Origin of the sequence: Streptomyces niphimycinicus (assembly GCF_018883605.1) — a bacterium.
Lineage (GTDB): Bacteria > Actinomycetota > Actinomycetes > Streptomycetales > Streptomycetaceae > Streptomyces > Streptomyces niphimycinicus.
This window is the reverse complement of record NZ_JAHLEM010000598.1, coordinates 1-14581: the sequence shown is the minus strand read 5'-3', so window position 1 is coordinate 14581 and position 14581 is coordinate 1. Positions and strand designations below refer to the sequence as shown.

Sequence of the window (14581 nt, the reverse complement as noted above, 5' to 3'; positions counted from 1 at the left end):
CGGGAACGCAGCCGCTCGACGTCGGCGGTGAGCCGGGCGGCGCGCCGGGCGGCCCAGTCGGGGGCGGCGGCGACCACGGAGCCGGAGACGTCGTAGAGCGCGGCCCAGCCGTCGACATGGGCGGCGAGCCGGGCGAGCAGCGCGGCGGGCCCCTCGGCGCCGATGGCGGCGCGGGTCAGCTCGCGCTGCGCCTCGAACCCGGCGGTCACGGCCCGGTACTGGTCGGCGGCTATGGCCGCGGAGACAGCCTTGCTGATCGCGATGAAGGGGGTGGGGCGGGGCACGCCGATCAGCGGCAGCCCCTCCTCCTTGGCCGCCGCGGCGAGCGCGGCCGGCACCTCGGCGTACTTGACGCCGAGCGCGAAGCCGAGCCCGACCACGCCCGCGCCCACCAGCCGCCGCACATAGCGGCTCATCGCCTCCGGGTCCTCGGCCTCGATCTGCATCGCGGTGATCAGGAGCAGTTCGCCGCCCTCCATATAGGGCACGGGGTCGGCCAGCTCGCTGACATGTGCCCAGCGCACAGGCGTCTCCAGCCGGTCCTCGCCCGCGAGCACGGACAGCTTGAGACCGGGGTGGCGGACGAGTGAGGCGAGCGTGGGAGGCATGGCACCTTCGATGCGAATGCGGCGACTTCACCGTCCCGTATGAACGGCTACTGCCGATTCTGCCTCAATGGAGGAATACGTGGAATTGACGGCCAGATTTGGCCACCGGTCTGGCCGTGACGCTGCGGTCGCCCCGTCGCGTTGAGCGGGGCAACCGCAGCAGAACGTCGATCGCGGCGATGCGGCAATGCGGCACACCTGGGGCGGTCGGTCACCCGCGGAGATCCACCAGCACCGGCGGCCCGCCCTCGCCCCTTACGGAGGTCACCGAGAGCACCGCATGCCCGGCGGGAACCGCGTGGGCCAGCTCGGACGCGGACCAGCGCTCGCGCTCCACCGTCCGTACGGTCACCGACTGCGTGGTCACCGCCTTACCGGTGACGACCTTACGGATGAAGTGCAGCACCTTGGTGAGCGGTTCCTCGGCGATGATCTGCCGGTCGGTGATGTCCCGCGTCTCGACCCATTCCGTCCCCCACACCTCCGCGAACCGCGCCCCGTCCCAGGTCGTCACCCCGGCACAGGCCATCCGGCAGCCGACCGCGCCGAGCAGGGCACTGCGCAGCGCCTCGGGGACGTCGTCGAGGGTACGGAGGGTGAGCACGGCACCCGCGTGGGCGGAGCGGAGCCGCTGGATACCCCGCAGGGCCTCGGGGGTGATGGTGTGCGAGGCGTCGTCCAGGACCAGACAGGCGAACAGCGAACGGTCGGCGCGGCCCACGGCGCACTCGGTGAACTGCGCCAGGACCAGCCGGGCCAGCATCCGCGACGCCTCCGCATGGCCGCGCTCGGGCAGATCGATACGGACCCGGAGGGGGTGTTCGAGGGCGCGGAGGGAGAACGGGCGGCGGTCGCCGGTGGTGTCGAAGAAATCGGCGAACGCGGGCCGGTCCAGCAGCGCGATCCGGTCCGCGAGCAGCGTGCCCACGTCCCCGGGCGCACCCGACTGCCGGACCCGCGCCTCCAGCTCACGGGCCTGCGCCCGCTCCCCGGCCTCGTCCAGCGCCGCGCGCAGCGCGTCGACGGCCGCCTTGGAACCGTCCAGCAGCTCCCGCAGATCCGGAACGGACGGGAAGCGGCCGTGGGCAGCGCGGTAGGGGCCGAGCAACTGGGCCAGCGCGGTGGCGGCGCGCCGGCTGTCCCCGCCGGGCAGCGAGGCGGCCATGTCGCCGATCAGGGCCTCGGCGAGGATGCCCGCGGCCTCGTCGGGGTCGGTGGTGCCGCCGTAGAGGTCGAAGTCGTAGCCGGAGTCCGGCCGACCGATCTTCACGACGACGTCGAACGCCTCATCCGCCCCGAGCCCGGCCCCCGCCGCCCCGACCGCCACGACGGCGACCTGCCCGGCGAGCGCCTGTAGACACAGCGACTCCACGACGGGCCGCACCATCCGCCCCGTCTTCCCCGAACCGGGCGGCCCGACGGCCAGCAGCGAGGTGGCGAGCACATCGGGCTCGAGCGCCAGCCCGACGCCGCGGTGCTGATAGGGGTTGCGGCGGTCGTCGGCGGCGGTACCGAGGCGGACCTGATGCGCGAGGAGATCATGCCGCGCCGTCCTGGCGGGCAGATCCCGCGCCCCGGACGGATGCCCGTACGAGGCGGCGCCGTGGCGCAGCACGGTGTCGGTGAACGAGGCGAGGGAGTTACGCCCGGCCCGCACGGACTGCCAGGCGCGCTCGATGCGGGCATGGTCGACGTCGTTCATCGCCCCCGCCCGCGCGTCCGCCGCCAACCGATCAGCCGCACTGTGCGCCCCGGCGGCCCGCAGGTGCGGCCACTCCACGGGATCCCCCTCGGGCCGCCCCGCGGCGGCCACCTCGGGGGCGGGCTCATCCCAGGCCCGCCGGAAGAGGGGCGCGACGTAGCGGCGCCAGACTTCGGACCAGTGGCCGACGCGGCCGAAGATCACGGCAAGGCAGGCGAGAACAATGCCGATATAGATCCGCTGGGCCCACCAGCCCGCCTGTGTGTTGCCCCCGCGCTCGTACCACGAGTCCGGAGTCAGCAGATACATGGGCCACAGCCAATAGCCACCCAGGTACCCGTTCCAGAGCAGCGACCAGACCAGCCAGCCGCACAAGGCCGAGATCAGCGCCCCGCTGAGCAGCCGCCGCCCTGGGATGCGGTCCGGCTCCTCCGGCGCCTTCGGCTTGTGCTCGTACGTCCATACCCCCGGTGCCGCCTCGGGCCGCGGAGCGCGCAGCCAGGCGACGAAGGACGGCCGGGCCGGGGGCGTGCCGGGAGCCTGGGCGGGTACCGGGGCCGCAGCAGGGACCGGCGGGGGCGCGGTCGGCGGCACCGGCGGTGGGGCGGTGGGGAAGGAGGGCGGGGATTGCGGGGGCGGGGGTGGGAGCGGGTTGTGGCGTGTGCTGCGTGGGTCGAACGTGCCCTCGGTGTCCATGTGCTGCCCCTTGCCCCCTGACCGGCTGTTCCTCGGCTTTCGCGCCATCGCTCAATCTAGTGTTCCCGCGCGGGGAGTTCAGCGACCCGGGCGGTGCCGTCTCACTCGCGGGGTCCACAGAGCGGTCACTGGATCCGTAAGGCGGACACCGGATCCGTGAAGCGGTCGCTGGATCCGTAAGGCCGCCGCCGGATCCGTAAGGCGGTCGTCGGGCTATGGCCGTGGCGGACAAGGCAACACGCGCAGTGCTCCCGAACGGAACATGCCTCATCCGGCGCCGCGCCCCTAGCCTGCGACTAAAACCGCTGTTCTTTCCCCTGGAGCCCCTCATGACCGAACTGTCCGGAGGCCCGTCCCTCCCCCAGGAGCGTCGCGTCGTCACCGCCATTCCCGGCCCGAAGTCGCAGGAGCTGCTCGCCCGTAAGAACGCGGCGGTCGCCGGTGGGGTGGGGAGTGTGCTGCCGGTCTTCACCGTGCGCGCGGGCGGCGGTGTGATCGAGGACGTGGACGGCAACTCGCTGATCGACTTCGGTTCCGGTATCGCCGTGACCTCCGTCGGCTCCTCCGCGGAGGCCGTCGTGCGCCGGGCGTCCGCGCAACTGGCGGACTTCACCCACACCTGTTTCATGGTCACGCCGTACGAGGGCTATGTGGAGGTCTGCGAGGAGCTGGCCCGGCTCACGCCCGGCGACCATGCCAAGAAGTCGGCGCTGTTCAACTCGGGCGCCGAGGCGGTGGAGAACGCGGTGAAGATCGCCCGTTCGTACACCAAGCGCCAGGCGGTCGTGGTCTTCGACCACGGCTACCACGGCCGCACCAACCTCACCATGGCGCTCACCGCCAAGAACATGCCGTACAAGCACGGCTTCGGCCCCTTCGCGCCGGAGGTCTACCGCGTTCCGCTCGCCTACCCCTACCGCTGGCTGACCGGCCCGGAGAACTGCGCCGAGGAGGCCGCGGCCCAGGCCATCGACATGATCAGCAAGCAGGTCGGGGCGGAGAACGTGGCCGCGATCATCATCGAGCCGATCCTCGGCGAGGGCGGCTTCATCGAGCCCGCCAAGGGCTTCCTGCCCAGGATCGCGGAGTTCGCCAAGGCCAACGGCATCGTCTTCGTCGCGGACGAGATCCAGTCCGGCTTCTGCCGCACCGGCCAGTGGTTCGCCTGTGAGGACGAGGGCATCGTCCCGGACCTGATCACCACCGCCAAGGGCATCGCGGGCGGGCTGCCGCTCGCCGCCGTCACCGGCCGCGCGGAGATCATGGACGCGGCGCACTCCGGCGGTCTCGGCGGCACCTACGGCGGAAACCCGGTGGCGTGCGCGGCGGCGCTCGGCGCGATCGAGACGATGCGCGAGCTGGACCTCAACGCCAAGGCCAAGCGCGTCGAGGAGGTCATGAAGGGCCGCCTGGCCGCGATGCGGGAGAAGTACGACATCATCGGCGACCTCCGCGGCCGCGGCGCCATGATCGCCATCGAACTGGTGAAGTCCGGCACCAAGGACCCCAACCCCGAGGCCACGGCCGCCGTCGCCAAGGCGTGCCACTCGGCCGGGCTGCTGGTGCTGACCTGCGGAACCTACGGCAATGTGCTGCGTTTCCTGCCGCCGCTGGTGATCGGCGAGGACCTGCTGAACGAGGGTCTCGACGTCCTCGAGAGCGCCTTCGCCGAGCTGTGACCATGGGTGATCGATGGGTGGAGTGAAGAAGATGTGCGGGGCCGATGACAGGTGGGTGATCGGCCTGTCCGGCGGGGCTTCGCTGCCGTACGGTCATTCCAGATGAGAGAAACACCCCGCTCGCAGGGGACTGCGGGCGATGCCGAGCCGGTGCTTCCCCAGCCCCGACCCGGCTGTGCCCTCGCGCACACCACTGGAGCTTCCGGCTCCGGATCTCCTCACCGATCGGATGGCCGCCCGCCCCAAACCCCCCGGGGCGCGCGGCACACCGGTCGCCACGGCGGCCCCGGAACTACCCCCCCCTGTTCCGGGGCCGCCGACTGTTCGCTCCCCTTCCGCGCCCCGGGCGCCGTTCGTCACGCCCCGCGCGCTCCTCACACCTCGCGCGCTCTTCACACCTCTCGCACTGATCGCACTGCTCGCGCTGTGCACCTGGCAGATCGCCGCCCATGGCCCCCTGCGGACCTACGACGAACGGCTCGGCCGCGCGATCGCCGGCTCGGCGTTCCCCTCCCCCGTCGCCGAGTTCCTCGCCGACCTCGGCAATACGGCGGTGGCGGTCCCCGTCCTCGCCGTCGCGCTCTGCTGGGCGGCGTGGTGCGCCCGGCGCGCGGGAGAGCCGCGCTGGTGGCTGCCGCCGCTGGCCGCCGCGGTGGCGATGGCGGCGGTTCCGGCGCTGGTGGTTCCGTTCAAGGCGCTGATCGACCGTCCCGGCCCGCCCGGCCCGCTGGCGGGCGAGACCGGGTTCTTCCCCTCCGGCCATGCCGCGACGGCCGCCGTCGCCTATGGCGCGGCGGCGCTGCTCCTCCACCCTCTCCTGCGCCCACGGCTACGGCGGCCACTCCTGGTGGGCATCACCGTACTGAACCTCGCCGTGGCCGCCGGGCTGGTCCGGCGTGGCTACCACTGGCCGCTGGACACCGTCGCGAGCTGGTGTCTGTGCGGTCCGCTGCTGTGGGCGATGTTCCGGCTGTGCCGGAGCAGCCAGCGCGACGGTCTGAACCGGTCGCGCCCCGGCGGCTAGCGGAAAGCGGCCCGCGAAAGCCGCGGTCACCCCGGGCCGCACCGAACGGCCCGGAGTGACCTCAGCCGAACACGGTCCTCCGGTCTTCCCGTCCTCCGGTCTCCCGGTCTTCCGGGCCTAGCTGTCGAAGCCCAGCCCCACCTTGTCCATGGCCTTCAGCCACAGATTGCGGCGCCCGCCGTTCTCGTCGGCGCGAGTCATGGACCACTGGGTGATGCCGATGCCCGCCCAGCGCACCGGCTCCGGCGGGAAGGGCAGGGGCTTGCTGCGGACCATCTCCAGGCGGGTGCGCTCGGTGCGCTCACCGGCGAGCAGATCGAGCATCACCTCGGCGCCGAAGCGGGTCGCCCCGACCCCCAGGCCCGTATAGCCGAGGGCGTACGCCACCCTGCCCCCGTGCGCGCTGCCGAAGAACGCGGAGAAGCGCGAGCAGGTGTCGATCGCGCCGCCCCAGGCGTGGCTGAAGCGCACGCCCTCCAACTGCGGGAAGCACTGGAAGAAGTGCTGGGCGAGGGTGCGGTAGGTGGCCGGGTGGTGATCGTATTCGGCGCGCACCCGTCCGCCGTAGCGGTAGATGATGTCGTAGCCGCCCCACAGGATGCGCCGGTCGGCGGTGAGCCGGGAGTAGTGGAAGTGGTTGGCGGTGTCGCTGAGTCCCTGCCTGCGCCGCCAGCCGATCGCCTCGAGCTGCTCCTCGGTGAGCGGTTCGGTCATCAGCGCATGGTCGTAGACCGGGGCGATGAACGGGCGGACGCGGCGCACCAGGGCGGGGAAGGCGTTGGTGGCGAGCGCCACCTGACGGGCGCGGACCCGGCCGTAGGGGGTGCGGACGGCCATCGCCGCCCCGCTGCTCGCCAGCCGTTCGGCCGGGGTGTGCTCGTAGATCCGTACGCCCAGCTCGGCGCAGGCCCGTGCCAGGCCCCAGGCGAGCTTGGCGGGGTGCACCATGGCCACGCCCCGGCGGTCCCACAGCCCGGCCAGGAAGGTGGGCGAGTCGACCTCGGCGCGTACCGCGTCGCGGTCGAGGAACTCGGGCGGCTCCAGGCCGAGGGCACCGGCCAGTTCGACGGTTTCGCGCAACTCCTCGACCTGGTGGGGCGCGGTGGCGACATCGATCTCGCCGGTGCGTTCGAAGTCGCAGTCGATGCCGTAGCGCTCGACGGCGGATTCGATGGCGTCGAGGTTGCGCAGGCCGAGCCGTTCGAGTTCGGCCAGTTCATCGGGCCAGCGGGCGGCGCCGTTGCCGAGGCCGTGGGTGAGCGAGGCGGCGCAGAAGCCGCCGTTGCGTCCGGAGGCGGCCCAGCCGATCTCCTGGCCCTCGACCAGGACCACCTCGCGGTCGGGGTCGCGTTCCTTGGCGATCAGGGCGGTCCACAGTCCGCTGTAGCCGCCGCCGACGACGAGCAGATCGCAGCGCTCGTCCCCGACGAGGGCGGGGCGAGGGCGGGGCCTGCCGGGGTCGTCCAGCCAGTACGGCCGGTACGCGGCGTCGGCCAGGGCTTTGAGGGCGGACGGGCCGGGGGCGCTGTCGCCCCCGGGCGAGCGGGTCATGGCGTCCGTGGCCATGGTTTTCAGCTCCTCTTGCGGCGGGCGCCGGCCAGTTGGCCGGCGAGAACGCACAGCACCGCGACGGCGAACATCGCCGTGCCGATCACATTGATCTGCACGGGTGTGCCGCGCTGTGCCGATCCCCAGACGAACATGGGGAAGGTCACGGTCGAACCGGCGTTGAAGTTGGTGATGATGAAGTCGTCGAAGGAGAGCGCGAAGGACAGCAGCGCGCCCGCGGCGATACCGGGCGCGGCGATCGGCAGGGTGACGCGCACAAAGGTCTGCGCCGGGGAGGCGTAGAGGTCCTGGGCGGCCTGTTCGAGCCGGGGGTCCATGGACATCACCCGCGCCTTGACGGCCGTCACGACAAAGCTCAGGCAGAACATGATGTGGGCGATGAGGATCGTCCAGAAGCCGAAGTCGACGCCCATGTTGAGGAAGAGGGTGGCCAGCGAGGCGGCCATGACGACCTCGGGCATGGCCATCGGCAGGAAGATCAGGCTGTTGACCGCGGAGCGGGCCCGGAAGCGGTAGCGGGCCAGCGCGAAGGCGATCATCGTGCCGAGGAGGGTCGCGCCGATCGTCGCCCATATCGCGAGCTTCAGGCTGAGCGAGAGCGAGCCGCACATGTCGGCGACGCCGCACGGATCGGTCCATGCCTCGGTGGAGAACCGCTGCCATTGGTAGTTGAAGCGCCCGTTGGGCTTGTTGAAGGAGAAGACCAGGACGACGACATTGGGCAGGATCAGATACGCGAGGGTGCCGAGCCCCGCGATGACCACCAGGTTCCGTCGTATCCAGCGCGTCAGGGCCGTCACACCAGGTCCTCCGTCCCGGACTTGCGGATGTAGACGGTGACCATCGTCAGGATGGCCGCCATGAGGATGAAGGACAGCGCCGCCGCCGTCGGATAGTCCAGGACCCGCAGGAACTGCGACTGGATGACGTTGCCGACCATCTTCTGGTCGGCGGAGCCGAGCAGTTCGGCGTTGATGTAGTCGCCGGTGGCGGGGATGAAGGTGAGCAGCGTGCCCGCGACGACCCCCGGCATGGACAGCGGGAAGGTCACCTTCCGGAAGGTGGTGACGGGCCGGGCGTAGAGATCGCCCGCGGCCTCGTGGAGCCGGGGGTCGATGCGCTCCAGCGAGGTGTAGAGCGGGAGGATCATGAAGGGCAGGAAGTTGTACGTGAGCCCGCAGACCACCGCGAGCGGGGTGGCCAGCACCCGCTGTCCCTCGGTGATCCCCAGATAGCTGGTGACGTCCAGGATGTGCAGCGAGTTGAGCGCGCCCACCACCGGGCCGCTGTCGGACAGGATCGTCTTCCAGGCCAGGGTGCGGATCAGGAAGCTGGTGAAGAACGGCGCGATGACCAGGATCATCACCAGATTGCGCCAGCGGCCCGCCCGGAAGGCGATGAGATACGCGAGCGGATAGCCGAGCATCAGGCACATCACGGTGGCGGTGGCGGCGTAGAGCACCGAGCGCAGGAACTGCGGGTAGTACTCGCTCAGCGCGTCCCAGTAGGTCTGGAAGTGCCAGGTGACCTTGAAGCCCCCTTCGAGGGAGCCGGTCTGGACGGAGGTCGACGCCTGGTAGATCAGCGGCGCGGCGAAGAAGATCAGCAGCCAGAGGATGCCGGGGAGCAGCAGCCAGTAGGGCACCAGCCGCTTGCGGACGGCGGGCTTGAGAAGGGGCGGCTTCTGGACGGGCGCGGGCGCGGGCCCGGCGGCGTCCGGCGGGGCGTCGGGAGTCGCTGTGGCCGTCACGGGGCCTCCTCGTCCAGCTCCGTACCCGCGTCGATGTCCTGGGTCGCGTCGAGGCCGAAGGTGTGGGCGGGGTTCCAGTGCAGGACGACCTCGGCGCCGGGGACGAGCCGGGCGTCGCGCTCGATGTTCTGCTCGTAGACGGTGATCTCGGGGCAGTCCGGGGTGGTGATGAGGTATTGGGTGGAGACGCCGATGAAGCTGGAGTCGGCGATCCGCCCGGTGAGCCGGTTGCGGCCCTCGGGTATGGTCCCGGCGTCCTCGGCATGGCTCAGGGTGATCTTCTCGGGACGCACCCCTACCAGCAGTTTCCCTCCCGTACGGACGGGGGCGCTACATCGGTCGGCGGGCAGTGAGAGCTTGCCGCCGGCGGCGGCGAGGACGAGGTCGCCGCCGCTCTTGTCGGTGATCTCGGCCTCGATGAGGTTGGAGGTGCCGAGGAAGTTGGCGACGAAGGTGGTGCCGGGGTTCTCGTAGAGGTCGGCGGGGGCGCCGCGCTGTTCGACCCGGCCGCCGTTCATCACCGCGACCGTGTCGGCCATGGTCATGGCCTCCTCCTGGTCGTGGGTGACATGGATGAAGGTGATGCCGACCTCGGTCTGGATGCGCTTGAGCTCGAGCTGCATCTGACGGCGCAGCTTGAGGTCGAGCGCGCCCAGCGGTTCGTCGAGCAGCAGCACCCGGGGGTGGTTGATCAGAGCCCGGGCGACGGCGACACGCTGCTGCTGGCCGCCGGAGAGCTGTTGCGGCCTGCGGCGGGCGAAGTCGCCGAGCTGGACCAGCTCCAGCATCTCCTCGACCTGCTTCTTCACCGACTTGACGCCGCGCCGGCGCAGTCCGAAGGCGACGTTCTCGAAGATGTCGAGATGCGGGAAGAGGGCATAGCTCTGGAAGACCGTGTTGACGGGCCGCTTATGGGGCGGGAGGGCGGTGATGTCCTCATCGGCGAGCCGGACGATGCCGCTGGTGGGCTCCTCCAGTCCCGCGATCATGCGCAATGTGGTGGTCTTGCCGCAGCCGGAGGCGCCGAGCAGGGCGAAGAAGGATCCCGCGGGCACGTACAGATCGAGCGGCTGGACGGCGGTGAAGGACCCGTAGGTCTTGCTGATCCCGGTGAGACGGACGTCGCCGCCGGAGGCGGAGGTGGCACTGGGGTCGGTCATGGGGTGGCTTCCCTCGTCTGTCAGGCGCCGGTGAGCTTGGTGAACTTTTCCTCGAAGACTGTCTCTTCCTCGCTCGAGAGCGAACGGAAGGCATGAGACTTGGCGGTCATCTCCTCGTCGGGGATGATCAGCGGGTTCTCCGCCAGGTCCTTGTTGATCTTCGCAAGCTCATCGCGGACCCCGTCGACCGGACATTGGTAGTTGATGAAGGCGGCGACCCTCGCGGCGTTCTTGGGCTCGTAGTAGTAGTCGATGAGCCGCTCCGCGTTCTTCTTGTGGCGCGCCTTGTTCGGGACCAGCAGATTGTCGGTGGAGGTCATATAGCCCGCGTCCGGGACGGCGTACTCCACCTGGGGCTTGTCCAGTTGGAGCTGGACGAGGTCGCCCGCCCAGGCCACGCACGCCGCCAGGTCGCCCTGGCCGAGGTCGCCGGTGTACTCACCGCCGGTGAACCGGCGGATCTGCCCGCGGTCGACGGCCTTCTGGATACGGGCGAGGGCGGCGTCGTAGTCGTCGGCGGTGACGTCCTCCGGCCGCTTGCCCATGTCGAGCAGGGTCAGCCCGACGGTGTCGCGCATCTCGGTCAGCATCCCGACCCGGCCCTTGAGCTTCGGGTCCTCCAGGAGTTGCGTGATGGAGGTGACCTTACGGCCGCCGGTGGCCTTCTTGTTGTACGCGATGACGGCGGGGATGCCGGTCCACGGGTAGGAGTAGGAGCGGCCCGGGTCCCAGTCGGGGGTGCGGAAGCCCTCGGCCAGGTTGGCGAAGGCGTGCGGCAGGTTGGCCGAGTCCAGCTTCTGCATCCAGCCGAGCCGGATCATGCGGGCGGCCAGCCAGTCGGTGACGCAGATGAGGTCACGGCCGATGCTCTGGCCCCCGGCGAGCTGCGGCTTGATCTTCCCGAAGAACTCGACGTTGTCGTTGATGTCCTCGGTGTACTTCACCGCGATACCGGTGCGCCGCTGGAACTCGTCCAGGGTGGGGTGGCGCTTCTTGTCCTCGCTGACGTCCATGTACTCCGACCAGTTGGAGAAGTCGACCTTCTTCTCCTCGTCGGAGTGGTCATCGGAGGCGTTGTTGGCCTCGGTGCGCCCCGCGGGCGGGATACCGCAGCCGCCGAGCGCCCCGAGCCCGCCTACGGCCATCGCCCCGGCGCCTCCCGCGCGCAGCAGGGAGCGGCGGGTGAGCGCCATCCGGCCGCTGGTCATGGAGCGCCGTATCGCGGCGATCTGCGGTGGGGACAGGCTCTCGGAGTCGTGCCGTGCTTCCATAAACTGTGCCTTTCGAGGGTGTCGGCCGGTGGCGGCCGGCCGAGGCCACGCGGAGGTGGCCGCACATACAGGTCTGTCGGTCAGGTCTGTCGATCCCCGAAGACCGTGCGGTGCCAGTCCTTGCGGACCACTGCGGTGTTGTCGAACATCACATGCTTGACCTGCGTGTACTCCTCGAAGGAGTACGCCGACATGTCCTTGCCGAAGCCGGAGGCCCGCACACCGCCGTGCGGCATCTCGCTGATGATCGGGATGTGGTCGTTGATCCAGACGCACCCCGCCCGGAGCTCGCGGGAGGCGCGGCCCGTCCGGTAGACATCGCGGCTCCAGGCGGAGGCGGCGAGACCGTAGGGGGTGTCGTTGGCGAGTGCGATCCCCTCGTCGTCGCCGTCGAAGGGGAGGACCGCCAGGACCGGGCCGAAGATCTCGGACTGGACGATCTCGCTGTCCTGGGGCGCGCCGGTGATGAGCGTGGGCCGGTAGTAGGCGCCCTTGGCGAGGTCGCCGCCCGGGGCGTCGCCGCCGGTGACGACGGTGGCGTAGCCGCGGGCCCGGTCCACGAAGCCCGCCACGCGGTCGCGCTGGGCGTGCGAGACCAGCGGGCCGAGGTCGGTGTGCGGATCGAAGGGGTCGCCGAGCCGTACGGACGCCATCAGATCGGCGACGGCGGCGACGAACGCGTCGTAGAGCGGGCGCTGGACATACGCGCGGGTGGCCGCGGTGCAGTCCTGTCCGCTGTTGATCAGCGCGCCCGCGACGGCGCCGTGCGCGGCGGCCTCCAGATCCGCGTCGTCGAAGACGACGAAGGGCGCCTTGCCGCCGAGTTCGAGATGGATCCGCTTGACGGTGGAGGTGGCGAGTTCGGCGACCCGCTTGCCGACCGCCGTCGATCCGGTGAAGGAGGTCATCGCCACCGCGGGGTGGGAGACCAGCCGCTCGCCCGCCTCCGCGCCGGTGCCGCTCACCACGTTGACAACACCGTCCGGAAGGCCCGCCTCCGTGGCCGCCTGCGCGAACATCAGCGAGGTCAGCGGCGTCAGTTCGGCGGGCTTCAGCACGATGGTGTTGCCCGCGGCGATGGCCGGGAGGACCTTCCAGGCCGCCATCTGGAGGGGGTAGTTCCAGGGGGCGATGGAGCCGATGACCCCAATGGGCTCGCGGCGGATGTACGAGGTGTGGTCACCGCTGTACTCACCGGCGGCCTTGCCCTCCAACTGGCGGGCGGCGCCCGCGAAGAAGGAGGTGTTGTCGATGGAGCCGGGCACATCGAACTCGGTGCTGAGCTTGATGGGCTTGCCGCACTGAAGCGACTCGGCGTAGGCGAGGTCGTCCGCCCGCTCGGTGAGCACCGCGGCGAAGCGGTGCAGCGCGTCGGACCGCTCACCGGGGGTGGCGCCCGCCCATTCGGGGAAGGCGGCCCCGGCCGCGGCCACGGCGGCGTCGACATCGGCCGCACCGGCGAGCCGGTAGCCGAACACCTGCTCGCCGGTGGCCGGGTCGATGACCTGATGCGTGCCCTCGGAGCCGCCCTGGCGCAGACGGCCCGCGATGTACTGGGCACCGTCGGCGAACCGCTCCGTCACGTCGAACCGCTGATCCATCGCGCTCTCCTCCGCCGGTCCGCCCCAACGAGGCGCGGCGTAGCTACAACCGGAATTGAAGGCTGATCCTGACAGAGAGGCTTCGCTTCAACAAGGGATTCCGTTGTTGCTTTTTGATTTCGCGACGGATTCAGTGATCGGAGCAGCCCCGGCGTCACCGTTTCCACGCCGGATCCCGGTCCGGACCGACGGTTTGGACAGCCGGGCCGGACGCCGGGCGGGATGCCCGGCCCGGATGCCGGTCCGGAGGTCGCTCCGGGTGTCGCTCCGGACCTCCGGTCCAGAAGTCCGGACCTCCGGTCTAGAAGATGGAGTCGATGGCGGCGTCCACCGCCGCTTCGTAGATCACCGGGAGCACCATGCCGATGATTCCGCAGACCAGACCGGCGGTGGCCGAGCCTCCGTTGTTCGCCTGCCCCCGGCCGACCTTCGCCTTGCCGATGGCGCCGAAGATGATCGCCAGGACTCCGAGGATGACCGCGAAGACCCACAGGAAGTAGGTGATCCCGCAGACCAGGCCGACGATGCCGCAGACCAGCGCGGCCGTGCCCATGCCGTTGTTCAGCCGCATCGGCATCCCGGCCGCCCCCGGGTAGACGGGCGGCGCGGCGGGGTATCCGGCTCCGGGGTACTGCGGTGGCTGGGCCGGCGGCGCGGGCATGGCGTAGGGATTGGCCTGGGGGTCGTACGGATCCTGCGGCGGGCCGGGCATGGCGTTGGACATCGGTGGTCTCCCCTCCTGGTAAACGTCCGGCAATGTTATGGGCATGCCGCATCCCGGGACAGCTCGATTGCCCAGGTCGGCGCCGCTGTCGGCGGCGCCTGCCGGTGGGGCGTGGAAGCGTCCCGGGAGGCCGGTCGCGTTGCGGGAGGCGCGTCAGCGGCCGATATCGGCGACCGGGAGCACCACCGCGGCCGAGACATCGGCATAGCCCGGATCGTCATCGCTGTCCGAGCTGTCGTCCCCGGTGGCGATGTAGACAAAGATCATGGCGACGCTCGCCACCACGGCGACCACCCCGAGGATCACCCCGGCGAGCGCCGAGCCGCCGTTGGTCGCCTCGCCGCTTGCCGCCCTGGCGCGGCCGAGCACCCCGAAGACGATCGCGAGCACACCGAGGATGATGCCGAACACGATGCTCGGGGAGAGAACCAGGCCGATGATGCCGAGCACCAGGGCGGCCGTGCCATGGCCATTGTTCGGCACATACGTCCCGCCCGGCCAGCCCTGGCCGTACGTCCCGGCGGGATAGGCGGCGTCGGGATAGGCGGTGCCCGGATATCCGGAGCCGGAGTATCCCGTGCCGGGGTGGGCGGTGCCCGGGTAGCCGTAGCCGGGATAGCCCGGCACCCCGCCGTACGGGGACTGCTTGGGGAGCACCTGCTGCCCGTATCCGGTGTGGCCGTATCCCGGCTGGGCGCATCCGGTCGGCCAGTGGCCCGCCGAGCCGTACGGCCCGGCGGCCGGATAGGCGCTGGGTGTGCCCGGGCCGGTCGGCGCGGGCGGCGGCGGGGGCACCG

At 70.8% G+C, this 14581-nt stretch carries 11 protein-coding genes and 1 pseudogene; 2 read left to right on the top strand and 10 right to left on the bottom strand.

The annotated features are described in order from the left end of the window. Together KN815_RS37305 and KN815_RS37300 are read right to left on the bottom strand one after the other, a co-directional pair. On the bottom strand, positions 1–608 hold a 608-nt coding region (locus KN815_RS37305; protein ID WP_216346274.1), incomplete at its 3' end, for a PucR family transcriptional regulator ligand-binding domain-containing protein. Between the two features lie 211 nt (positions 609–819). Next, positions 820–3006: a type IV secretory system conjugative DNA transfer family protein gene (locus KN815_RS37300; protein ID WP_216346273.1), complete on the bottom strand. Its 2187-nt coding sequence runs from the start codon at positions 3004–3006 to the stop codon at positions 820–822. 329 nt (positions 3007–3335) lie between these two features. Between KN815_RS37300 and gabT the strand changes: the two genes are divergently transcribed. Both gabT and KN815_RS37290 read left to right on the top strand, forming a co-directional pair. Next, positions 3336–4685: a 4-aminobutyrate--2-oxoglutarate transaminase gene (gene gabT / locus KN815_RS37295; protein WP_216346272.1), complete on the top strand. Its 1350-nt coding sequence runs from the start codon at positions 3336–3338 to the stop codon at positions 4683–4685. 102 nt (positions 4686–4787) lie between these two features. Beyond that, a pseudogene (locus KN815_RS37290) lies at positions 4788–5709 on the top strand (phosphatase PAP2 family protein). Positions 5710–5826: 117 nt separating this feature from the next. On the opposite strand, the gene KN815_RS37285 reads toward KN815_RS37290, so the two are convergent. The 8 genes from KN815_RS37285 to KN815_RS37250 all read right to left on the bottom strand — a co-directional run. Beyond that, entirely contained in the window at positions 5827–7275 is a 1449-nt protein-coding gene (locus KN815_RS37285; RefSeq protein WP_372458582.1) for an NAD(P)/FAD-dependent oxidoreductase, read from the bottom strand. A 5-nt stretch (positions 7276–7280) separates the two neighbouring features. Beyond that, positions 7281–8078: an ABC transporter permease gene (locus KN815_RS37280; RefSeq protein ID WP_078644035.1), complete on the bottom strand. Its 798-nt coding sequence runs from the start codon at positions 8076–8078 to the stop codon at positions 7281–7283. Continuing rightward, a complete protein-coding gene (locus KN815_RS37275) occupies positions 8075–9028 on the bottom strand; it encodes an ABC transporter permease (RefSeq protein ID WP_216346271.1) in 954 nt (317 codons plus the stop codon). Before KN815_RS37275 ends, KN815_RS37280 begins: the two co-directional genes overlap by 4 nt. Continuing rightward, on the bottom strand, positions 9025–10188 hold the full coding sequence (locus tag KN815_RS37270) for an ABC transporter ATP-binding protein (protein WP_216346270.1): 1164 nt from the start codon (positions 10186–10188) through the stop codon (positions 9025–9027). Before KN815_RS37270 ends, KN815_RS37275 begins: the two co-directional genes overlap by 4 nt. Before the next feature lie 20 nt (positions 10189–10208). Further along, positions 10209–11459 carry a polyamine ABC transporter substrate-binding protein gene (locus KN815_RS37265; protein ID WP_216346269.1) on the bottom strand — a complete coding sequence of 417 codons (1251 nt, stop codon included), beginning with the start codon at positions 11457–11459 and terminating at the stop codon, positions 10209–10211. A gap of 80 nt (positions 11460–11539) precedes the next feature. Continuing rightward, a complete protein-coding gene (locus KN815_RS37260; RefSeq protein ID WP_216346268.1) occupies positions 11540–13060 on the bottom strand; it encodes a gamma-aminobutyraldehyde dehydrogenase in 1521 nt (506 codons plus the stop codon). 301 nt (positions 13061–13361) lie between these two features. Then, on the bottom strand, positions 13362–13784 hold the full coding sequence (locus KN815_RS37255; RefSeq protein WP_216346267.1) for a DUF4190 domain-containing protein: 423 nt from the start codon (positions 13782–13784) through the stop codon (positions 13362–13364). 153 nt (positions 13785–13937) lie between these two features. Further along, on the bottom strand, positions 13938–14581 hold a 644-nt coding region (locus tag KN815_RS37250), incomplete at its 5' end, for a DUF4190 domain-containing protein (RefSeq protein ID WP_216346266.1).